Annotated in this window: 20 protein-coding genes; 7 read left to right on the forward strand and 13 right to left on the reverse strand. The window is 69.3% G+C overall.

Translation table 11 applies throughout. The features are described 5' to 3' along the window. The first annotated feature begins 6 nt into the window (after window positions 1–6). The gene (locus G5S38_RS02055) at window positions 7–1,203 is read left to right on the forward strand and encodes a cation:proton antiporter (protein WP_165063696.1); all 1,197 of its coding nucleotides are present in this window, start codon (window positions 7–9) and stop codon (window positions 1,201–1,203) included. A 45-nt stretch (window positions 1,204–1,248) separates the two neighbouring features. On the opposite strand, the gene G5S38_RS02060 is transcribed toward G5S38_RS02055, so the two are convergent. Genes G5S38_RS02060 through G5S38_RS02070 form a run of 3 tightly spaced genes read right to left on the reverse strand, consistent with a single transcriptional unit; the run spans window position 1,249 to window position 3,853 of the window. Continuing rightward, entirely contained in the window at window positions 1,249–1,512 is a 264-nt protein-coding gene (locus G5S38_RS02060; RefSeq protein WP_165063698.1) for a DUF3039 domain-containing protein, read from the reverse strand. Between the two features lie 23 nt (window positions 1,513–1,535). Beyond that, on the reverse strand, window positions 1,536–3,104 hold the full coding sequence (locus G5S38_RS02065) for an ABC transporter permease (RefSeq protein ID WP_165063700.1): 1,569 nt from the start codon (window positions 3,102–3,104) through the stop codon (window positions 1,536–1,538). After that, a complete protein-coding gene (locus G5S38_RS02070; RefSeq protein ID WP_235928852.1) occupies window positions 3,080–3,853 on the reverse strand; it encodes an ABC transporter ATP-binding protein in 774 nt (257 codons plus the stop codon). Before G5S38_RS02070 ends, G5S38_RS02065 begins: the two co-directional genes overlap by 25 nt. A 224-nt stretch (window positions 3,854–4,077) precedes the next feature. Between G5S38_RS02070 and G5S38_RS02075 the strand changes: the two genes are divergently transcribed. From G5S38_RS02075 to G5S38_RS02090, 4 genes are read left to right on the forward strand one after another with little or no spacing between them, the layout of a single operon-like run. Next, complete coding sequence (locus G5S38_RS02075; RefSeq protein ID WP_165063703.1) at window positions 4,078–4,770, forward strand: phosphocholine cytidylyltransferase family protein; 693 nt, start codon at window positions 4,078–4,080, stop codon at window positions 4,768–4,770. A gap of 45 nt (window positions 4,771–4,815) precedes the next feature. Then, window positions 4,816–5,610, forward strand: a complete 795-nt coding sequence (locus tag G5S38_RS02080; RefSeq protein ID WP_201276553.1) for an ABC transporter permease — start codon at window positions 4,816–4,818, stop codon at window positions 5,608–5,610. Continuing rightward, the gene (locus G5S38_RS02085; RefSeq protein WP_165063705.1) at window positions 5,610–6,362 is read left to right on the forward strand and encodes an ABC transporter ATP-binding protein; all 753 of its coding nucleotides are present in this window, start codon (window positions 5,610–5,612) and stop codon (window positions 6,360–6,362) included. The genes G5S38_RS02080 and G5S38_RS02085 overlap by 1 nt, the downstream gene beginning before the upstream one ends. Beyond that, window positions 6,362–7,246 (forward strand): hypothetical protein, encoded by an 885-nt coding sequence (locus tag G5S38_RS02090; protein WP_235928853.1) that lies wholly within the window; start codon window positions 6,362–6,364, stop codon window positions 7,244–7,246. The genes G5S38_RS02085 and G5S38_RS02090 overlap by 1 nt, the downstream gene beginning before the upstream one ends. 8 nt (window positions 7,247–7,254) lie before the next feature. On the opposite strand, the gene G5S38_RS02095 is transcribed toward G5S38_RS02090, so the two are convergent. From G5S38_RS02095 to G5S38_RS02135, 9 genes are all read right to left on the reverse strand, one after another. Then, window positions 7,255–9,117, reverse strand: coding sequence for an ATP-binding protein (locus G5S38_RS02095; protein ID WP_165063707.1), 1,863 nt, complete (start codon window positions 9,115–9,117; stop codon window positions 7,255–7,257). A gap of 5 nt (window positions 9,118–9,122) precedes the next feature. After that, the gene (locus G5S38_RS02100; protein ID WP_165063709.1) at window positions 9,123–10,973 is read right to left on the reverse strand and encodes a sensor histidine kinase; all 1,851 of its coding nucleotides are present in this window, start codon (window positions 10,971–10,973) and stop codon (window positions 9,123–9,125) included. 99 nt (window positions 10,974–11,072) lie between these two features. After that, window positions 11,073–12,332 (reverse strand): CDP-glycerol glycerophosphotransferase family protein, encoded by a 1,260-nt coding sequence (locus G5S38_RS02105; RefSeq protein WP_165063712.1) that lies wholly within the window; start codon window positions 12,330–12,332, stop codon window positions 11,073–11,075. A gap of 32 nt (window positions 12,333–12,364) precedes the next feature. Then, window positions 12,365–13,240 carry a glycosyltransferase family 2 protein gene (locus tag G5S38_RS02110; protein WP_165063714.1) on the reverse strand — a complete coding sequence of 292 codons (876 nt, stop codon included), beginning with the start codon at window positions 13,238–13,240 and terminating at the stop codon, window positions 12,365–12,367. Next, a complete protein-coding gene (locus tag G5S38_RS02115) occupies window positions 13,237–14,067 on the reverse strand; it encodes a CDP-alcohol phosphatidyltransferase family protein (protein ID WP_165063716.1) in 831 nt (276 codons plus the stop codon). Before G5S38_RS02115 ends, G5S38_RS02110 begins: the two co-directional genes overlap by 4 nt. Window position 14,068: 1 nt before the next feature. Next, window positions 14,069–15,100, reverse strand: coding sequence for a glycosyltransferase family 2 protein (locus G5S38_RS02120; RefSeq protein WP_165063718.1), 1,032 nt, complete (start codon window positions 15,098–15,100; stop codon window positions 14,069–14,071). Window positions 15,101–15,304: 204 nt separating this feature from the next. Further along, the gene (locus tag G5S38_RS02125) at window positions 15,305–16,891 is read right to left on the reverse strand and encodes a S1C family serine protease (RefSeq protein WP_165063720.1); all 1,587 of its coding nucleotides are present in this window, start codon (window positions 16,889–16,891) and stop codon (window positions 15,305–15,307) included. Between the two features lie 160 nt (window positions 16,892–17,051). Next, complete coding sequence (locus tag G5S38_RS02130; RefSeq protein WP_165063722.1) at window positions 17,052–17,882, reverse strand: hypothetical protein; 831 nt, start codon at window positions 17,880–17,882, stop codon at window positions 17,052–17,054. Window positions 17,883–17,913: 31 nt separating this feature from the next. Continuing rightward, window positions 17,914–18,486 carry a hypothetical protein gene (locus G5S38_RS02135; protein WP_165063724.1) on the reverse strand — a complete coding sequence of 191 codons (573 nt, stop codon included), beginning with the start codon at window positions 18,484–18,486 and terminating at the stop codon, window positions 17,914–17,916. Between the two features lie 110 nt (window positions 18,487–18,596). On the opposite strand from G5S38_RS02135, the gene G5S38_RS02140 reads away from it, so the two are divergent. Beyond that, window positions 18,597–19,799 carry an aminotransferase class I/II-fold pyridoxal phosphate-dependent enzyme gene (locus tag G5S38_RS02140; RefSeq protein WP_165063726.1) on the forward strand — a complete coding sequence of 401 codons (1,203 nt, stop codon included), beginning with the start codon at window positions 18,597–18,599 and terminating at the stop codon, window positions 19,797–19,799. A gap of 54 nt (window positions 19,800–19,853) precedes the next feature. On the opposite strand, the gene G5S38_RS02145 is transcribed toward G5S38_RS02140, so the two are convergent. After that, window positions 19,854–20,678: a carbon-nitrogen hydrolase family protein gene (locus G5S38_RS02145; protein WP_165063728.1), complete on the reverse strand. Its 825-nt coding sequence runs from the start codon at window positions 20,676–20,678 to the stop codon at window positions 19,854–19,856. A gap of 75 nt (window positions 20,679–20,753) precedes the next feature. On the opposite strand from G5S38_RS02145, the gene G5S38_RS02150 reads away from it, so the two are divergent. Beyond that, window positions 20,754–21,764 carry a LacI family DNA-binding transcriptional regulator gene (locus G5S38_RS02150; protein WP_268921033.1) on the forward strand — a complete coding sequence of 337 codons (1,011 nt, stop codon included), beginning with the start codon at window positions 20,754–20,756 and terminating at the stop codon, window positions 21,762–21,764. Window positions 21,765–21,772: the final 8 nt, after the last annotated feature.

Below are 21,772 nucleotides of genomic sequence, written 5' to 3' on the forward strand. Positions count from 1 at the left end.
CGCGCCATGCACGAGTCCACGCTGCTGCTCATCGAGGTCGGTGCGCTGCTGCTGGGGCTCGGGTTCCTCTCCCGGATCGCCGCGCGGTTCGGCCTCTCGCCCATCCCGTTCTACCTGATCGCCGGGCTCGCGTTCGGCAACGGCGGCGCGATCTCGCTCTCCGCGAGCTCCGAGTTCTTCGAGACCGGTGCCGAGATCGGCGTCATCCTGCTGCTGCTGATGCTCGGCCTCGAATACACCGCGACCGAACTGCTCAGCAGCCTCCGTCAGTCCCGCATGGCCGGACTCGTGGATGCCGCATTCAACGCCCTCCCCGGGGCGGCGTTCGCTCTGCTGCTGGGCTGGGGGCCGGTGGCCGCCGTGGCCCTCGCGGGTGTCACCTGGGTGTCGTCGTCCGGCGTGATCGCCAAGGTGCTGCGCGACCTGCGGCGGCTCGGCAACCGCGAGACCCCGACCATCCTCTCGATCCTCGTCATCGAGGACTTGGCGATGGCGTTCTACCTACCGCTGCTCTCGGCCCTGGTGATCGGGGCGGGGCTGCTCGCGGGCGCGACGGCCCTGGTGATCGCGATCGTCGTGGTGCTGGTGATCCTGTACCTGGCGCTCCGGCACGGGCGGGTCGTCTCCGCCCTCTTCGCGCCCAACCACGCGGAGTCGCTGCTGCTCGGCGTGCTCGGACTCACCATGCTGGTCGCCGGCTTCGCGCAGCACGTCAACGTATCGGCGGCCGTCGGGGCGTTCCTGGTCGGCATCGCGCTGTCCGGGCAGGTCGCCCACAACGCGCAGCAGCAGCTGTCACCGCTGCGCGACCTGTTCGCCGCGGTGTTCTTCGTCTTCTTCGGGCTCGCGACGGATCCGGCCGACATCGTGCCGGTCCTGCTGCCCGCGATCCTGCTGGCCGCGGTGACCATGGCCACCAAGACCTACACGGGGTACCGCGCGGCTGCCGCCGCCGGATTCGGGCGGCCTGCGCGCTGGCGCACCGGCCTGACGCTGACGCCGCGGGGCGAGTTCTCCATCGTCATCGCCGGCCTCGCCTTCAGCGCGGGCGTCGAGCCGCAGCTCGCGCCGCTCGCGACCGCCTACGTGCTGATCACCGTGATCTGTGGCCCGCTGCTCGCCCGCCTGCCGGAGGCGGCCTGGTTCCGTGAGGCGGTGCGTCCAAAGCCGGCGCGATCCGCGCGGACCCCGGTCACCGAGTAGCTGGTCTCCTGCTCAGCGGGAGCCGACCGAGGTGCGAGACTCGCGCTACTCGGTCATCTTCTCGTAGATCTCCTTGCAGGTCGGGCAGACCGGAAACTTCTGCGGGTCGCGCCCGGGCAGCCACACCTTGCCGCACAGCGCGATCACGGGGTTGCCCGAGAGCGCAGACGCGAGGATTTTATCTTTCTGCACGTAGTGCGAGAACCGCTCGTGGTCCCCGTCTTCCAACTGCTCCTGCGTGAGGAGTTCTTCGAGTTCGCGGTCGAGGGTGTCCGTGCCGCCGCCGCCCTGCTGAGTGTCGCCTGCCATCCTTCGATGGTAGTAGCCGGGGGTCAGCTTCGCTGGGTGAACGCCAGCAACTCGGGTGCCCGACGGCTGAAGATCGCTCCGCCGATCAGCGCGCCGCCCACGAATACAACGAGCCCCACTGCCAGACCGACCCAGAACGAGCGCATGGTGAGCTGCGGGTCGATCAGTCCGTACATGCCGAGCAGCAGCGCGGGGAGGGTGAGCAGCACGGTGGCGCCGAACGCCAGGGACTGCACGAGCGAGGCGACGCCACCGCTCGCCTGCGGCTGGCTGAACGGGCTGTCACCCGGCCGCACCGTCGGGTAGGGAAAGCTCGCCGAGGTGATGCTCGAGATGCCGAGCCCGCACAGCAGGATGCAGCTCGAGACGCCGACCAGCGACCACGCCACGTCGGGGTCGCCGTACGCCGACGCCGACACTGGCGCCCCGATCGCGATCAGCGGAATGCCGAGTGCGAGCACCGGAATGGTGCGCCCCACCCGGTCGGCGAGACCGGAGACGTTCGCCGCGACATGCATCCACAGCGCGGTGCTGTCGCCTGCGATGTCGTTGTGGATGGTCCAGCCGAGAAAGAGGCAGATCACCGGGAGCGGCAGCAGGGCGAGATTCTGCCAGTAGACCCCGCTGATCAACAGGATCACGATCATCAGCAGCGGCACCACGGGCACGATGACCAACTGCACGCGATACCGCGAATCGCGCATCCAGTAGGTGAGGCTGCGTGCGGCGACGGTCCAGGCAGTGGATGCCGGCAGCCAGCGGAACCAGCCGAGGCGCGCGTAGCTGCGGGGCCGCGATTCGCGGTGCGGCGTCACCAGCATGCGCCCGACCAGCAGCAGCCACGCGCCCGCGAGCACCGCGACGAAACCGAGGGCGATGAGCAGCGCGAGCACCGCCGCGCCGTACTCACCGACCGCAGCGTGCGCGGGCGCGGCCCACGCCGCACCGAGGGGCGTCCAGCCGGCGGCATCCGACACCCTGGCCAGCATGGCCGGCCCGTCGTCCTGCCAGTCGATGCTGCTGATGGCGGCGAGCGCCGGGGCGATGCTCACCAGCACGATGAGGGTGACGAGTCCGCTGAGCTCACGCGCGCGCCGACTGGCGAGCACGAACGCGGCGAGCGACGTCGTGACGCGGGCGCCGAGCACGCAGGTCACGACGATCACGGCGGCGCTGACAATCGCGAAGAAGGTGGGGCCACCGCCCCGGCTCCAGGTGACGACCTGCGCGACGGCGACGATGGCGATCACCAGCGCGGGAACGCCGATGAACGCGGTCATCGCGAGCAGGCCGGCGAGCCTCGTGGTGGGGATGCCGAACTGGCCGAACCGCCGGGGGTCGAGGGTGTCGTCGACGCCGAACGCGAGCGGGATGAGCAGGAACCCGAGCACGACGAGCGAGCCAGCGGCCACCACGATGTCGCCCGCGACGTCGGCGTCGGCGAGGCGCAGGCCGGTGAGGGCAGCCACCGCAAGGAATGCGGCAGCGAGGCCGTAGACGAGCGCGACAGCGACCCCGACGATCTGCCAGGGGCTCCGCCGGAACGTGTTGGCGAGCAGTCGGAGCTTCAGTCCGAGAAACTGTGCAGCCACTCCATGCCCTCCGCGGCCTTACGACCACCCGCGAGTTCGACGAACCGGTCCTCGAGGCTGTGGAATCCGCGCACCTCGCGCATGGTGCCGCTCGCGAGCACCTCGCCGCCCACGATGATTGCAACCGAGTCGCAGATGCGCTGGATGAGGTCCATGCTGTGGCTCGACAGCACGACGGTGCCGCCTGCCGAGGCGTAGCGCTGCAGGATCTCGATCACGTTGGCGGCGGAGACCGGGTCGACCGCTTCGAACGGTTCGTCGAGGATGAGCAGGCGCGGCGAGTGGATCATCGCCGATGCGAGGGCGATCTTCTTGGTCATGCCGGCCGAGTAGTCGGTGACCAGGCGCCCGAGCGACCCCTCGAGGCCGAACGCGACGGCGAGATCGGCGGAACGGGATGCAACGGTGGTGCGGTCCAGTCCACGCAGCGTTCCGGCGTAGTGCAGCAGCTGGGCCCCCGTGAGCCGGTCGAACAGGCGGAGCCGGTCGGGGAGCACGCCCATGTTGCGCTTCGCGGCCACCGGGTCTGCCCACACGTTCGCGCCGTGAACGAGCACCGTTCCGGCATCGGGCCTCAGCAACCCCGTGACCATCGACAGCGTCGTGGTCTTGCCTGCACCGTTCGGACCGACGATGCCGTAGATGGTGCCGGCCAGCACGGAGAGCGAGATGTCGTCGACCGCGACGACGTTCCCGTAGCTCTTGCGCAGGCCCTCGACCACCAGCACGTTGTCGGTTTCACGATCCACGGTCACACCGTATCAACGCGCACTCGAGACGGCCGCCGGAAATTGGTATTGCGTCACGAATGCGACACGGCTATCTGCTAAAGTCTGCCCAATCCGGGGGGTGCCGGGTATGGTCGAGAGTGCACAACGTTGTGTCTACCCGCGAGTCATGGGATGAACACCCGGTAAATTACCGTCGAACACTGCTTTCAGACTCGCTCCAGGTCAACCCGAGGAGACTAACCGTGAGCACGCAGATCGTCATTCTGGCAGCAGGAATGGGCAGCCGACTCGGTCGGTCACTGCCCAAGCCCCTGACCGAACTCAGCGATGGTCGCACCATCATGCAGCAGCAGTTCGACAACATCCACGACGCATTCGGCGATGACGCCGCCGTCACGATCGTCGTCGGATACAAGGCCGAGCACATCATCGAGGCCTTCCCCCAGGCCACCTTCGTGCACAACGAGCAGTACGACCAGACCAACACCTCGAAGAGCCTGATGCGTGCGCTGCGTGCATCGGCGACCGGCGGCGTGCTGTGGATGAACGGCGACGTCGTCTTCGACCCCACCGCGCTGCACCGCGCGGCCAAGGTCGTTCGCCGCGGGCAGTCGTTCGTGTCGGTCAACCGCGAGAAGGTCTCCGACGAAGAAGTCAAGTACACGACCGACGCCGAGGGGTACATCCGCGAGCTCTCGAAGACCGTGAAGAACGGTCTCGGTGAGGCCGTGGGCATCAACTACGTCGCGAAGCACGACAAGGCGGCGCTGCTGCGCCAGCTCGGCCGGGTCGACAACCAGGACTACTTCGAGCGCGGCATCGAATTGGCGATCGAGCAGGACAAGCTACGATTTGAGCCGATAGACATCTCCGACCTCTACGCCGTAGAGATCGACTTCGCGGAGGACCTCGAGAGGGCGAACCTCTTCGTCTGACGCCAGGGTCTCGGCATGTCTCCGTCGTAGAGGATTCCACTCGCCGTGACCGCTCTTCCCGCACGTCCGCAATGGACGGCGATCGGCCGCTACCGGCATGCGCTGTGGCTCCTGGCCAGCCGCGACCTGCGCGTGCGGTATTCGACGTCGGTGCTCGGGTACTTCTGGTCGATCCTCGACCCGCTGGTCATGGCGGGTATCTACTGGTTCGTCTTCACGCAGGTGTTCGACCGTTCGGTGGGCGAACAGCCATACATCGTGTTCCTCCTCGCGGCGCTGCTGCCGTGGATGTGGTTCAACGGGGCCGTCTCCGACTGCACGCGCGCGTTCCTCAAGGAATCGAAGCTCATCAGGTCGACGAAGATCCCCCGCACCATCTGGGTCACCCGCCTGGTGCTGTCGAAGGGTATCGAGTTCCTCGCGAGCATTCCCGTGATCATCGTGTTCGCGCTGTTCACCGGGGCAACCCCGCACTGGGAAGCGCTGCTGGTGGTGCTGGCGATCGCGATGCAGGCCGTGCTCATCGTGGGTATCGGGCTCATCGTCGCGCCCCTCGTCGTGTTCTTCCGCGACCTGGAACGCGCCGTCAAGCTCGCCCTGCGCTTTCTGTTCTACGCCTCCCCCATCATCTACAGCCTCGGCGACCTGCCTGAGGGCCTGCAGCTGTGGGCCGCGTTCAACCCGCTCGCAGGCATCTTCTCGCTCTACCGGGCGGCGTTCTTCCCCGGAGAGCTCGACTGGGTCGCGGTCGGCATCGGCGGTGCCGTCACGCTCGCGCTGCTTGGCATCGGCATCCTGGTCTTCCGCGGCAACGAGCGCGCCGTGCTGAAGGAGATCTGATGACGGCCACCGTCAGCGACCCGGTCATCCAGGTCTCGGGAGCCGGCATCCGGTTCCGCCGCAACCGACGCTCCCGACGCAGCTTCAAGGACCTGTTCTCGCGCAGCAGGCGCACGGCCGGCTCCGGCGAATTCTGGCCGCTACGCGACGTGAGCTTCTCCGTCGCGCCCGGGGAGGCCATCGGCGTCGTCGGACGCAACGGGCAGGGCAAGTCCACGCTGCTCAAGCTGGTGGCGGAGGTCATCCTCCCCGACGAGGGCAGCGTCCGGGTCGGCGCGGGCGTGGCCCCGCTGATCGAGATCACCGGCGGATTCGTCGATGACCTCACCGTGCGCGAGAACGTCTTTCTCACCGCGGGCCTGCACGGCATGCGCAAGCCCGAGATCGAGGCCCGCTTCGACGAGATCATCGACTTCGCCGAGATCGGCGACTTTCTCGACACGCCGTACAAGCACCTCTCGAGCGGCATGAAGGTGCGCATCGCATTCTCGGTGATCAGTCGGCTCGAAGAACCGGTGATCCTCGTCGACGAGGTGCTCGCGGTTGGCGACAAGGGCTTTCGCGAGAGGTGCTACCGGCGGATCGAAGAGCTGCTCGAGGGCGGGCGTACGCTGTTTTTCGTGTCCCACAACGAGAAGGACCTCAAGCGCTTCTGCAGTCGGGGCCTCTACCTCGACAAGGGAGCCCTGGTGCTCGACGCCCCCATCGGCGATGTGCTGGCCCGCTACAACAGTGACTACGGAGTGAAGTAATGAGCCAACTCGGACACACCCCACCGCAGGTCGAGAAGGGGATCGAGCGGCTGCTGTCAGTGCAGCGGCCCCTCGTGCTGTCGCATGTGCGCAGCATCCGTCGCCACCACCCCGATGCGAGCCCGGCGCGGGTGATCCAGATCCTCGAGCGGCGGTACCTCACCGCGGTGACCGGCGGCGGGGCCGCGGTCGGCGCGAGCGCCGTGCTGCCCGGGGTCGGTGTCGGGGTCTCGCTCGCACTCTCCGGCGTCGAGACCGCGGGCTTCCTCGAAGCGAGCGCCCTGTTCGCGCAGTCGGTGACCGAGGTGCACGGCATCGCGGTGACCGACCCGGAGCGGGCCAGGACCCTGGTGATGGCGATGATGCTCGGCACAGCGGGCTCCGACCTGGTGCGCCAGCTCGCCGGCCAGGTGACCGGCAAGGGCCAGAGCCGCTCCGGCTTCTGGGGTGAGCTCGTGACCAAGAGCCTTCCCCAGGCGGCGATGGGCAACATCGCCGACCGGCTCAAGCGCGACTTCGTGCGCCGGTTCGCCACGTCGCAGAGCGCGACCGTGCTGGGGCGGGCCATTCCGTTCGGCATCGGCGCGGTCGTCGGCGGAACGGGCAACAACATCCTCGGCCGCCGGGTGATCAAGAGCTCGCGCGACGCCTTCGGGCCCGCGCCTGACTGGTTCCCCATCGACCTCGAGCCGCGTGCGACGCCCGACAAGCCTCGCCTGCCGCTCGTTGCGCTGCGGCGGCGCATCAAGTTCCGCGGCGACAAGGACCTGCCACCCGTCGACTCCGACGCCTCCGACGTGTTCGCCGACGACATTGACGGACTCGACGGGCTCGAGGACATCGACGGGCTCGACGCCTCCGACCTTCCGGAGCGCAACCGCTAGCAGCCGGTTCAGCCGAGCGGCAGCACCATCGTGAACACGGTGCCGACCTCTTCCTCGCTGGCGACGTCGAGGCGTCCGCCGTGCGAGGTGACGATGGCGCGCGTGATGGTGAGACCAAGTCCCACCCCCTGAACGGCGTGCCGGGTGGCGGTGGAGGCCCGGAAGAAGCGGGAATACAGCTTGTCGAGCTCGTCGGCCGGGATGCCGATGCCCGTGTCGCGCACGCTGAGGCGCGCCTCGGCATCCACCACCTCGAGCGAGACCGTGACAGTGCCGCCTCCCGGTGTGAACTTGACCGCGTTCGAGATCAGGTTGTCGCAGGCCTGGCCGAGGCGGAAGCCATCGCCAGACACGATGAGCGGCGTGCGATCCGCGTCGCCGCACAGCCGCACGCCCTGCGACTCGGCCATCGGGGCAGCCGTCTCGAGGGATGCCGCCACGATCGCCCGCAGGTCGATGTCGGCCTTCTTGATCACGACGCCGCCGGACTCGACCTGAGCGGTGAACATGAGGTCGCCGACGAGGCGAAGCAGGCGGTGCGCATTGCGCTCGGCGACGCTGAGGTACTCGAGCCGCTCGTCGGAGAGCGGTTCGTCGTCGGTGTCGTCGCGCAGCAGCTCGATGTAGCCGAGGATCGAGCTGAGCGGCGTGCGCAGCTCGTGGGACACCAGGGAGATGAACTCGTCCTTGAGGCGCGCGACCTCGAGCTCGCGGGTGATGTCGTTCGCCACGAAGATGAACCCGACCGGGTGCCCGTCGGCGTCGGTGCGGAGGGTCACTGCCACGCGGACGCATACCCGGCTGCCGTCGGCCCGCACGTAGATCCACTCGCGCACGTCGGCGTTGCCCTCGGCGGCGACGATCACGAGCACCCCCAGGGCGAGCTGGTCATCGGTGAGGTTCGCGACGTCGTCGTGGAGGGCGACCTCGGCGGCGTCGGCGGTGGTTGAGTCGGTGGTGCCGGGGTCGGCTGCGGGATCGGCTGCGTCGGCATTGATGTCGGCGTCGGCGAGGTGGTTCGACGGCAGGGTGAGGCGGTGGACGTGCTTGCGAAGCTCGTCGCGGTCGTGGAAGTCGTAGATGTACCGATGGCCCTGCGTCTCGATCGCGCGGAGGCCGAGCAGGCCCTCCGCCCCGGGGTTCCACACGTCGATCAGCCCGGTGAGGTCGGTGCCGATCACCGACTGCTCGGTGACGGCGTCGAGCACGCTGCGGGTGAGCTGGTCTGCGGCGAGCAGACGGGTCTCCTTGACCCGGAGGTCGTCGGCGGCGCGGCTCGACTGGTCGAGCCGCTCGGTGAGCTCCTCGGCGAGCGCGCGCACCGAGTCGAGGTTGCGCCGCCCCCGGCGGGCGAGCTCGTTTACCACGGCCGCCCCGAGGGTGATGACGAGGGGCATGAAGAACACCCGCAGAATCTCGTTGGTGGTCTCGGGGAGACGGCCGGCCAGTACGTAGGTGAGCAGGATCGCGATGGCCGTTCCGGCCGCGCTGACGACGATCCAGCGCCTGCCCTCCTCCGCGGCGATCCACAGTACGGGTAGGAAAAGCAGCCCGTGGAACACGGAGACTCCCCCGCCGGTACTGGCCCTGAAGAGCCCGATGGCGAGCAGCGAGATGAATGGAACGACGAGCATCCAGCGCGGGTTCACCCTGTGGAACCGCACGGTGAAGAGCACCGCGACGGCGGTCGCCACCGCCATGGCCGCAATGCCCCCGTAGAGCACGGCCCGGTTGGTCACCAGGATCGAGTCGACGTTGACCGCGAGCACCGCCGCGATGGAGAAGGCGATCAGGGTCGGTACCTGCCGGAGGATCGGGGTCGTATCGGCGATGAGGAGCTTCGCCGCGCCAGCGCGGACCAGTGATGTCATGGGCGTCAGCTGTCTCGTGAGTCGTGCCCGGTCGCGGCGCCGACCGCGACGGCGGACCCACCGTCGAGTAGCGGAAGGAACATCGTGAACGCCGTGCCGACGCCCTCGGTGCTCTCGACGTCCATCGTGCCGTCGTGGGCCGTGACGATGGCGCGGGTGATCGACAGTCCGAGGCCCACCCCCTGCACGGCGTTGCGGGTCGCGGTCGATGCCCTGAAGAACCGGGAGTACAGCTGGTCGAGTTCGTCGGCGGGGATGCCCATGCCGGTGTCGGCGACGCGGACGATGGCCTCGTCGCCGTCGGTGCCGAGGGTGATCGTCACCGTTCCGCCCCGCGGGGTGAACTTGAGGGCGTTGGATACGAGGTTGTCGATGGCCTGGCCGAGCCGCAGCGGTTCGCCGTTCACGAACACCGAGGTCAGCGGCAGGTCGCCGACGAGGGTCACGCCAGCCGAGTGCGCGGCGGGGCGTGCCGAGGTGATGCGCTCCTGCACGATCGTCGACAGTTCGAGGCGCCGGGTGTCGAGGGGCAGCTGCCCGGATTCGACCTGCGCGGTGAAGAGCAGGTCGCCGACGAGGCGCAGCAGGCGGTTCGCATTGCGCTCGGCGACGGAGAGGAACTCGAGCTGCTCGTCGGAGAGCGGCGCGATGTCGTCGTCGCGCATCAGTTCGAGGTAGCCGAGGATCGAGCTGAGCGGTGTGCGCAGTTCGTGCGAAATGAGCCCGACGAACTCGTCCTTGAGGCGGGCGACTTCGAGGTCTCGCGTCACGTCGGTGCCGACGAAGATGTACCCGATGGTGGCGCCGCTGTCATCGACGCGCGGCGTCACGGCCACCCGCACCGACAGGCGCGTTCCGTCGTCGCGCACGTAGGTCCAGTCGCGCACCTCGGCCGACCCGAGGCGGGCCGATTCGACGAGGGCGGAGAACCCGGGGTTCAGCACGGTCTCGCCCGGGGGGTAGTTCAGTTCCCTGGAGCGTTCCTGCAGCTCCTGCTGCTCGTGGAACTCGAACACGAAACGCCGGCCCTCGACCTCGTGGGCGGCGAGCCCGAGCATCACGGCGGCGCCGGGGTTCCAGACGTCGATCAGGCCGGTGAGTCCGGTGCCGATGACGGACTGCTCGGTGACGGCGTCGAGCACGCTGCTGGTGAGCTCGTCAGCGGTGCGCAGCCGCTCTTCGTTGCTGCGGAGGTGGTCGGCGGCGGTGGTCGCGGCCGACAGGCTGATGCGCAATTCTTCGGCGAGCAGCTGGACGGATGCGGTGCTCGCGCGTCCGCGGCGGGACAGGTCGTTGACGACGGCGGCGCCCAGTGCGAAGACGAGCGGCACGACCCATAGGTGCAGCCACTCCCTGGCGGTGTCCGGCAGGGCGGCCCCCGCGGCGTAGGGCAGGCAGAGGGCGATGAAGGTGGCGAAGGCGGCAACCGCGACCCAACGCCTGCCGGCCTCCGCGGCGATCCAGATGACGGGGAGGATGAGCACGGCGGTGAACGGCGACACCATTCCCCCCGTACCGAGCCGCAGCAGGGCGAGGGCGGCCAGGGCGATGCCCGGCACGACGATGTGCCAGCGGGTACGGCTCTCGAGGGCCGCGAACCGGGCGGAGAGCACGGTCGCGAGCAGCATGAGTGCGGCGCTGACCGCGACTGCGGCACCGTCGGTGATGAAGAACTCGGAGAAGGCGACGGAGAGCACGAAGCAGACCCCGAAGGCCAGCGCGGATGGCAGGTTGCGCATCGCGGGCGACGGCATTCCGGTCGGCGTCGTACGGGGCCCTGGGCTGCCCGCCTCAGGTTCGACAACTACCGTTCCGGGGGCGCCGGGGCGGTCGGAACGGCGCGCGTCTCCAGCCATCAATTCCCCCCGGCATTGTGTTGTGTCGATGCTATCGGTCGCAGCCCTCCGCCCGGCGCCCGCGGCACCCCCCGTTCGCGTCGCGGCTGTACCCCGCGATCAGGCGGCGGGTGCCGGAGGGGGCGTGTCGTCTGCGGCGTGCAGCGCGGCGTGCCGGTGCCATTCGGCGTCGAGGCGCTCGATGGCGGCGTGGAAGCGGCGGGTGGCCTCCCCCGGCGCGGTGTCGCCGAAGTAGTAGTGCACCCAGTGCTCGAGGTCGGCGAGGATCGCGGAGTCGGTCGCGGCGCGGTCTACGGTCGCGATGACGTCGGACGCCGCATCCGCAGTCAGCCAGACCGCGCTGCCGAGGAACCCGTCGCTGTCGATCTCCGCCTCGGGGCTCACCGGCCTGGTCACGATGATGGGCTTGCCGGTCGCGAGCCGGTCGTAGACCATCGCGGAGATGTCGGTGATCGCGACATCGGCCGCCACCAGCTGCCAGCCCATGCCTGGGCCGTCGTCGAAAACGTGCTGCGCGGTCGCGTCGGCGGCGTTGGCCGCGGCGATGGCGCGGATGATCGCGGTGTTCGCTCGCCCGTATGCCGCGTCGACCACCCCGCTGCGGGGGTGCGGCCGGTAGATGACGCGGTAGCGCTGGTCGGCGAGCAGCGCCGTGACCAGGGCCACCCCGTGCGTCGCGACGGAGCCATAGGACGCCGAGGCACGGTCGCCCTCCCAGGTCGGGGCGTACAGCACGACGGTGCGGCCGTCTGGCAGGTACGGCAGATCGCCGGCGAAGTGGTCGGCCTGGGGTCGGCCGATCGTGATCGCACGGCGGTCGAGGTCGAAGTCCCACAACTTGCGGCCGAGCCGGTCGAGGGCGGCCTGCCCCGCGACGAGGCTGTAGTCGTAGGCCTTGAACTGGTTGGTGACCATGTAGACCTTGTCGCTCTCCCCGTGGTTGATGAAGACGTGCCACATGCGGGCGTATCGCATCATCTGGAAGTTCCGCGGGTTCTGGTTGACGTAGAGCACGACGTGCACCTGCTGCGCGGCGACGAACTCCTCGAGGTCGACGACCTGGCGCAGGTACAGCACCGGAACGGGCGACTCGTCCATGAGCAGCACCGCGGCGCCAGGCGACCGCGAGATGATGGCGACCGGCCAGCGCTTCGACAGTTCGGCCAGCGGCGCGTACCACTGGCGGATCTGGTACATGTTCACCTCGCTGTCGGCGAAGTACACCGCGATGGTGATGGAGCCGGGCTTCGGTGTCTCGTTCGTGGCGATGCGGCGGCTGAGGCGCTGGCGGGAGACACGGGAGCGCCACAGGTTGCCGACGACCCGCTTCGCGATGGTCACGTCATTGAGCAGTGGCACAGTGGTTCTCCGAATTGTTGGGGGGAGACCGATTAGACCACCGGGGGACGCCCGGCCCGCGTCATCCGCACCACCGTTATCCACCTGATACGGCGGCGCTCCCCCGGCGACTCGCGCCACCCCTCGAGCCAGCCGCCAAACCAGGCACGGAGCCCGGCGGGGCGTCGTGCCGAGCGCAGCAGCTGGATGGCGGTCCACGATGCCACGTACAGCGGGATGAACGGCACGGGGAGGTTGCGCCGCGCGAGCCAGACCCGATTGCGGGCGTTGAGCCGGTAGTAGTACGAGTGCCTGGTCGGGTTGATCGCCGGGTGGTGCGCAACCAGGTCGCCCGCGTACCAGGTGCGCAGCCCCTGGTCCCAGACCCGCCAGGCCAGCTCGATGCCCTCGTGGGCGTAGAAGAACGGCTCGGCCCAGCCGCCGGTGCGCACGAACACGGCGCGCGGCATGACGATCGCGCCCTCCCAGACGGAGAACACGTTGCCGGGCTCGGCGGGGTCGCCCTTGCGGATACGCGGCACCCAGCGCAGCGGACTGGTGGCCCCTGACGGGTCGATGACGCGGGGCTGCAGCATCCCGATCCCTGGATCGCGCCTGATGCGGGCGATGGCATCGGCGAGGAAGCTCGGGCTCGGGATGCTCGCGTCGTCGTCGAGGAAGAACAGGTACTCACCGGTCGCGGTGGCGGCGCCCCGGTTGCGCCCGGCCGGGATGCCGAGGTTCTCGGGCAACGCGAGCGCCCGCACGCCGTCGGGCAGCCCGGTGGGCGCCCATCCGTTGCCGACGACGACGATGTCGACCTCGACGCCGGCCTGGGCGAGGATCGAGTGGATGCCGCGATCCAGGTCGTCAGGCCGGGTGCCCTGGGTCAGCACGACCGCCGACACCGTGGGAACGGCGCTGGTCACCCGCGCACGCGCTTCGACGCCATGATCGCGACGAAGTGCCCGATGAGCGCCAGCAGCGACAGCGGCAGCAGCACGCAGACCAGGATGCGGTCGGCCTCCGGCCCGCCGATGACGAGGCCGACGAGAGCGGTGGCGAACGCGATGATGGTCAGCTCGACCGAGTGGTACAGGCGGTGGAACGGCACGAACCGGGCTGCCCTGCGCAGCCGGGCGATGATGCGGCCGCTGGGCTCCGCCTCCGACTTGCGGTCGGCGAGCTTCTCGAGGCCCGCACCGGCCCGGGCGACGTGCACCATGTCGTTCAGCGCCTTGTTCAACACGATCACCAGGGCGAGCGCAAAGCCGATCGTCGTCCACACGAAGTCGACGGGAACGTCGAACGGGTAGCCGGCGGCGCGGATGCCGAGCGCGATGGGGATGAGCGCCTCGGTGGAGTAGTGGCCCACCTTGTCGAGGAACACCCCGGCGGGCGACCGCGTGTTGCGCCAGCGGGCGACCTCCCCGTCGCAGCAGTCCACGAGCATCTGCAGCTGCCCGAGCACGAGGGCGAGGGCGGCGCCGCCGATGCCGGGGATGAGCAGCGCGAACGCCGTGCTCCAGCCGACCAGGATCATCAGGCCGGTGACGCCGTTCGCCGAGATGGAGGTCTTGAGCAGCAGCCAGGTCAGGTAGGGCGACAGGTCGCGCAGGTAGAGCGACGCCGTCCAGTGCTCGGCGTTCGCCCGCTGGCGCACCTCGGGCGGCTGGGTGACGTCGCGCAGCTCGGCGATCGACCGTGGACGTGCCTGTGGGGGCCTGGCCGGTCCGGCCTGGGAGTGGGCGGTCATGTCACCTTCCCGTGTGCGCCGTGATGTTCCTCGTCAGCGTGAGGAAGCCCAACACGAATCCGGAGCCCCACGCGAAGTGGATGCACGGCAACACTACGAGATACCTGAGGGCAGTGCGAAAACCGTCGCTGCGTGCCACCGGAACGGTCGCCCCGCCGACGAACAGCGCGTAGACGGCGGGGATGGCGAGTGCCGCCCGCGCCCATTTCGGCAGGAGGCCGGTGGATGCCGCAGCGCCGACGATCGCGGACGCCGTGACGCCCACCACCATCGCCGGCGGAACGAAGTAGCGCACCGAGTTCGAGGTGGGAAAGCGCCTCGCGAGTTCGCCCCGCCAGATGCCGGTCGCGACGAACTGCCGGATGAGCGCGCGCAGGCTCGACCGCGGGCGGTAGGTCACCGTGAGGCGCGGGGTGAACCAGACCAGTCCGCCGGTGGCGCGCAGCCTGCGGTTCAGCTCCCAGTCCTGGCCGCGCTTGATGGTCTCGTCGAACAGGCCGACCTCGACGAGTCGGTGTCGCTGGAACACGCCGAGGTAGGCGGTCTCCGACGGGCCTTCCGTACCGCCGACGTGGTGCGGGGTGCCGCCGAGGCCGGCCCGCGCACCGTAGGCGCGGGCGACGGCCTTCTCGAACGGGGTGGTGCCGACGGCGAGCATGATGCCGCCCACGTTGTCGGCGCCGGTGCGCAGCAGTGTCTCGACGGCGACGCTGGTGTAGTTGGGGGGCAGCACGGAGTGGGCGTCGACGCGCACCACTATGGGGTGGGTCGACGCGCGGATGGCGGCGTTGAGCCCGCCGGGGGTCGACCCGAGTTCGTTGGGGATGCGACGGATGCGGGGATCCTGGGCCACCAGCTCGTCGATCACGTCGTTGGTGCCGTCGACGCTGGGCCCGAGGGCCAGCACGACCTCGAACGGGCCTGGGTAGTCCTGCGCCGTGAGGCTGAGCACGGCGGCCTCGATGTGCTCGACCTCGTTCAGCACGGGCATGATGTAGGACACTCCGGGGTGCGTGTCGTGCTCGCTCGGCATGCTGTCCCGTCGTCGGCTGGTCTGCCGCGGTGCTGTTCCGCGGGGGTCTCGTACCGTGGCGATCGAATGCCGCGGTGGTCTGGCCGCGTCGTGCGTGCGGATGACGCCGATGAGCCTAACAGGCGAAAAACCCGCACCAGCTGCGGTAGCAGGTGCGGGTTTCCCGTGCTCGCGGCGGCGGCGTGGAAGGCGCCGCCGACGCCGTTACAGTGCGCCGAGCGTCACGTCGGCGGTCGAGGTGGCGCCGTCCCTGACGTAGGTGACGGTGGCGTCGGAGCCGGCCGCGAGGGCCCGCACCTGGGCGGTGAGGTCGGTGCTTCCGGTGATCGGCAGTCCGTCGAACGAGGTGATGATGTCGCCGGCGCGCAGCCCGGCGTTCGCCGCCGCGCCGTCGGCGCTGACGTTCTCGATGCGGGCCCCGACGACCGTGGACTCGGTGTCGGTGGCATCCGACACCGACGCCCCGAGCAGCCCGTGGCTGCCCTCGCCCGTCTCGATGATCTCGTTGGCGATGCGCTTGGCGAGGTTCGCCGTGATCGCGAAGCCGACGCCGATGCTGCCGGCCGTCGACGAACCGCCGGAACCGGCGCTCGCGATGGCGACGTTGATGCCGATCACGCGTCCCTCGTCGTCGAGCAGGGCGCCACCGGAGTTGCCGGGGTTGATGGCGGCATCGGTCTGGATGACCGAGAGCGCGATGGTCGACGTGGCGGTGGGTGCCTGCTGCTGCTGGTCTGGGGTGTCGAACTGCCAGAAGTCGAACGGACCTTGTTCGCCCTGGTTGCTGTCCGGCGCCTCTTCGGTGTCGGGGGCCGCGGCCGAGGCGACGGTGATGCTGCGGTTCAGCGCGCTGACGATGCCGTTGGTCACCGTGTTGGCGAGCCCCAGGGGCGCGCCGATCGCGATGGCGGTGTCTCCGACGTTGAGCTTCGACGAGTCGGCGAACTCCGCCGGCTGGAACTCGGTGTCGCTGTCGACCTTGATGACCGCGAGGTCGGAGATGGGGTCGGTGCCGACGATCTCGGCCGGGTACAGGCGTCCATCGGAGGTCTGGACCGACACGGTCGGGGCGCCGGTAGCGCCGTCGAGGGTCACGACGTGGGTGTTGGTGACGATGTAGCCGTCGGCGCTGAGGATCACGCCGGAGCCGCTGCCGCCGGATCCGTTCGAGCCGTCGGCGACCGAGATGGTGACGACAGAGGGGCCGGCCTGCGCGGCGACGGCCGTGATGGTCGTCGCGTCATCGGCGTCGTTGACCGTGATGTTCGCCGGCCCGGACTGCTGCCCGGCGAGCAGGGTGCCCTGGGCCGCGGTGAGGGCGACGGCGGTCACGCCGGCTCCCGCGACGCCGCCGACGAGCGCACCGACGGCGAGCGCCGCAATGATGCCGACGGTCGCACCGCGCTTGGCCTGCCCCTTCGGCGCGGCACCGACCTGGGCTGGCTGGTCGCCGGAACCGGTGGGCGGCTGCGGGGGCGATCCGTAGGTCGAGTTGTACGGCGGCGCCGAGAGTCCGGAGGCCGGCGGCAGGTAGCCGGATGCCGCGGGGGGCGCGTAGACGGACTGCTGGGGTCGCAGCGGCACGGTGGGCTGGGTGGAGCCGTTGCCGTTCTGCCCGGGCCGCGTGGGGTGAATGGGAACGGTGGGCTGGGTGGAGCCGTTCGTGTTCTGCGGGGGCTGTGTGGGCTGCAGCGGCACAGTGGGCTGCGTTGCGCCTGGTTCATCGTCGCGGCGAGGGGTGTTCTCACCGGGAGGGCGGGAGCCGTAGGGGTTTTCGGGTCCGTCTGACATGGGGTGCTCCTTCCAAGCGCTGCTAGCTTGAGCCGACAGCCTATGAATCCTATTTGGACGCGCTGAGAGCGGGCCGAAGCGAACTCCGACAACGCGAGGCGATCGGGACGGCGTCACGCCACCCGGGATCGGACCGGTCGTGCTCCGGCGGAGTGACGCGTCAGCACCCCAGGCCGGCTCGCGCAGAGGAACAGTCGCCGCCGACGAGCACTGTGTCTGCGCGCTGCACGGTGGCTGCCATCGGTGCCGACGGAACGGGCACCGAGCCCGCGATGGCGATCCAGTCGGTCTGCCCAAAGGTGTACTCGGCGCTGAAGTCGACGGTCAGGGTCGCGGTGACCTGGCCGCTGCCGGAGTAGACGTGGCTGGTGGGGGTCGGACTGAATTCCGGCAGGCCAGCAGCGGCCCACGACGAACCGGGTTCGGACACGACAGCGGTCGTGCCGTCGCCGTACGACCAGCGATACGCGACCGGGGTGAACCGCACCGACGCGGGGAGGCCGATGAGCAGGCCCTCCTGCACCTGCGGGCCGGCGTCGACCCAGAAGTTGGTGTGCAGTCCGACGACAGCCCATCCGTTCGGCTCCATGCGGGGCACCCCGACGACCGGTTGGAAGTTCACCAGGTCGGCGAGGGTGATCGGTCCGCGACCCTCACCGGGAACCGCGTCGGCGGGCGCGGTGATCGTGTACGGGTTCTGGCAGACGAGGCCGCACGGTGCCGGGGGGCCGACGGGGGCTCCGGCGCCTGTGCCTGTTCCGGAGCCTGAGCCTGAGCCCGCCGAGCCACCGGCGCCGGCGCCGTTGCCGTTAGCGCTGCCGGAGCCTCCGGTACCCGGCCGGGTGCCGGGGTCGGTGATGTTGACCCCGAGGTCGACGCCTCCGGAGCCGATGCCGACCGATGGGGTGCATGCTCCGCTTCGATAATCACCCGGGGAACATGAGGCAAGAGCCGCAAATGCAGCCGACGGAACGGTAAGAGCTAGAGACATCGCTACTGCGGCGCCCCATACGGAAAGTCGCCTAATCACAGATGCCCCCGCCATCCCACGGTTCCTCATGCGAGACAGTGAGGGTTCTCGACGCGGTCATCCATCTGAGTGACGCCACGAGCGCGTAGGTCGCCGGCCGGCCCTCTGACACCACGGAGTTGCCCTGTTCGTCGAGAATCTCTACATCCGAGACGTCAAGACACGCATAGATCTGGGCGCCTTCAGGCTCAGACCTGCCGACCAGTTGGGTTGCATCAACGAGTGAGGTACTAGCAACGCTGCTATTTCCCTCCTGACGCCAGCCCCGTTCGGCGTAATCTGCAACCGAATCAACAGCAGCCGACAGTGCTTCGTCAGTCGCGTATGAATCCAGAGCTCTGCTATCCAGGTCCTGAAAGGCATGATCCAACGCATCTTGGTACTCCGCGTACGCCTCGGTGGCCGCGGCGAGCGCTTCCTCGTCCGACGCGAACACGGGCTCGTCGCTTGCAGACGCTGACGGCGTCGGCTCGACCTCCGGCGCGTCGGCCGTGCACCCGCCCAGCAGCGCGACAGCCACCAGCGCGGCCGTCACCGCCGCCGGAACCCGCTGCACCCACACCATGGTTCGACGCTAAGTCACGTCCGTTCCGCAGGCCAGAAGTTTCCACAGCGCCAACGTGCCTACAGTTGAACCCCAGCCCGAGAAACTCCACCGCGATGACGAGGACCGACATGACCATTCCGGGAGCCTGGTCCCGCACCGCGCGGGCGGCGATGCTGCTCGGTGACGACGGCATGCTGCATCCAACCATCTTCGCGGAGATGTCCGCCCTGGCCGCCTCGACCGGATCGATCAACCTGGGGCAGGGGTTCCCCGACGAGAGCGGACCCCGAGAAGTGTTGGATGCCGCCTGCCGCGCCATCGCCGACGGCCACAACCAGTACCCGCCCGGCATGGGCGTTGCCGTGTTGCGCGCGGCGATCGCGGACCACCAGCAGCGCTTCTACGGAATGCCCGTCGACCCCGGCACGCAGGTGCTCGTCACCGCCGGAGCTACCGAGGCCCTCGCTGCGACACTGCTCGCCCTGCTCGAACCGGGCGACGAGGTCGTGACCCTCGAACCGTTCTACGACGCGTATGCCGCGATCATCGGGCTGGCCGGCGCCGTGCACCGCACCGTGCGACTGCGCGCGCCCGACTTCCAGCCCGACCTCGACGAGCTGGTGGATGCCGTCACCGACCGCACCCGCGTCATCCTGGTCAACACCCCGCACAACCCCACCGGGTCGGTGCTGCCCGCCGAGACGCTGCAGCTCATCGTCGAGCTGGCGCACCGGCACGACGCGATCATCGTGACCGACGAGGTGTACGAGCACCTCACCTACGACGTCGCGCACGTGCCCGTCGCGACCGTGCCCGTCGCGAGAGAGCGCACGGTCACCATCTCGAGCGGAGGCAAGACGTTCAACACCACTGGCTGGAAGGTCGGCTGGCTGGTCGCCCCGCCCGAGCTGCTCGGGCCGATCGTCGCGGTGAAGCAATACCTGACCTACGTGAACGGCGCCCCGTTCCAGCCCGCCATCGCCGTCGGGCTCGGCCTCCCCCGCGAGCGTTTCGACGCCATCGCGCTCGACCTGCGGATCAAGCGCGACATCCTCGCGGCCGGCCTCTCCGCCGCGGGCTTCGGCGTGACGCTCCCCCAGGCCGGCTATTTCGTGATCGCGGATGCCGCGCCCCTCGGTTTCGACGACGCAGCCGCCCTGTGCCGCCGCCTGCCCGACCTCGCTGGCGTCGTCGGCGTGCCCGTGACGGCGTTCGTGCATCCCGAGCACCACGGCGACTACCGGTCACTGGTGCGGTTCGCGTTCTGCAAGCGCATCGACGTGCTGGAGACCGCATCGGCACAGCTGGCGGGGCTCAGCGCGCGCACCTGAGCGGGCGGCATCCACCCCCTGCCGGGTCGGCGACACGACCCGCGCACGCGGCGATCAGCGCGGGACCACCCGGTACCGCCGCAGCTCGAGGGCCGGGTTCGTCTCGCGCACGCTGTCGATGCGCTGCCGGGAGATCCACGAGACTGCCACGTCGGACTGCTCGCCGATGGTCGCGATCTCGACTCCCATCGGATCGACGATCATGCTGTTGCCAGCGCCGATGGGCGGGGCGTGGTCGGCCGCGGCGACGTAGACGGTGTTCTCGATCGCCCGCGCGGTGACCAGCGTGCGCCAGTGCTGCTCCTTGAGCGGGCCGCGCACCCATTCGGCTGGCACCAGCACGACGTCGGCGCCGGCGTCGACGAGCACCCGGGTGGCCTCGGGAAAACGGATGTCGTAACAGGTCTGCATGCCGATCGTGAAACCGTTTACGGCGAAGAGCTGCGGCGGCTCGATGTCGCCCGCGCGCACGAACTCGCTCTCGCGCTGCCCGAACGCGTCGTAGAGGTGCTGCTTGCGGTAGGTGGCGACGACCACGCCCGCGGTGTCTACCGCCACGACGGTGTTGGAGAGGCGCTCGTCGTCGCCCGCCACCCGCTCCACCATGCCGGCCGCGATGTGCACGCCGAGCACCTTGGCGAGCGCTGCGAGGCCCCGAACGAAGGGTCCGTCGAGCGGTTCTGCGGCCGCAACGGCCTCGGGCCCCAGTTTTGGGGTGAAGAATGATGAATACTCTGGAAAAACGACGAGGGCGGCTCCCCTGGCGGCCGCGAGGGTGGCGAGATCCCTGATATTCCGGAGGTTCTCGGCCGTGTCGTCGCCCGGGGCGAATTGTGCCACGCCGATCGCCATCGTGCCGTTTGTGTCGTTGAGCGTCATGCGGCCAGCCTAGGACGCAGTTCATAGCTAGTTCCCGGGTTACACTCACATCTCCAAGAGCCCAGGGGAAAAAGCATGGCAGTGACACGCGCGGATGTAGCTCGACGGGCGGGTGTTTCGCCCGCAGTGGTGAGCTACGTTCTGAACCCCGGTTCGCGCCCGGTCTCGGCCGCGGCGCGCGCCCGTATCGAAGCCGCGATCGCCGAACTCGGCTACCGGCCCAACGCCGTCGCGCAGGCGTTGCGCCGCTCGGCCACCATGTCGATCGGCCTGATGGTCTCCGACCTCGCCAACCCCGCCATCGCCGCGGGTGCCAGGGCGATCGAGGACATCGCCTACGACCGCGGCTACGTGCTGTTCATCGGCACCGTCGGCCACGACACGGCCCGCGAGGAGCGCTACCTGCAGAGCTACGTCGACCGGCAGGTCGACGGACTGATCCTCGTCGGGGCGCACGCCACCGAGATGCTCGAGAAGCTCGCCAAGCAGGGCCTCCGCATCATCGTGCTCGGCGCCATCGAGCACGGCCTCGGCATCTCGTCGATCATGGCCGAGGGCAGGGCCGCAACCGAAGACGCCGTGCGCCACCTGATCGAGGTGCACGGGCACACCCGCATTGGCTGTATCACCGGCCCGTCGAACCAGCTCGGTGCGGTCGAGGAGCGCGTGAACGGGTGGCGTTCGGCGCTCGCCGACGCGGGACTCGCCAATGACGACAGCCTGCTCTACCGCGCGCCCGCCTTCAGCAGGACCACCGGGCACGACGGCGCCGCACACCTCCTCGATACCGCGAAGCCCACCGCGATGTTCGTCGCCTCCGACGTGCAAGCGGTCGGCACCATTGGCGCGATCCGCCGCCGCGGCCTGCAGGTACCCGAGGACATCGCCCTCATCTCCTACGACGGCTCCGAGCTCTCGACCCACGCATATCCGCGGTTCACTACGATCGACCCCGACATCGGTGCACTGGCCGAACTCGCGATGAAGCGCCTCATCGCGCTCCTCGACAAGAGCCAGACCGAAGAGACCCACGACGTACTGCCCGCACAACTCGCCATCCGCCGCAGCTGCGGATGCGTCGAATAATGGAGAGA

Source organism: Marisediminicola senii (assembly GCF_011057645.1).
GTDB classification, from domain to species: Bacteria; Actinomycetota; Actinomycetes; order Actinomycetales; family Microbacteriaceae; genus Marisediminicola; species Marisediminicola senii.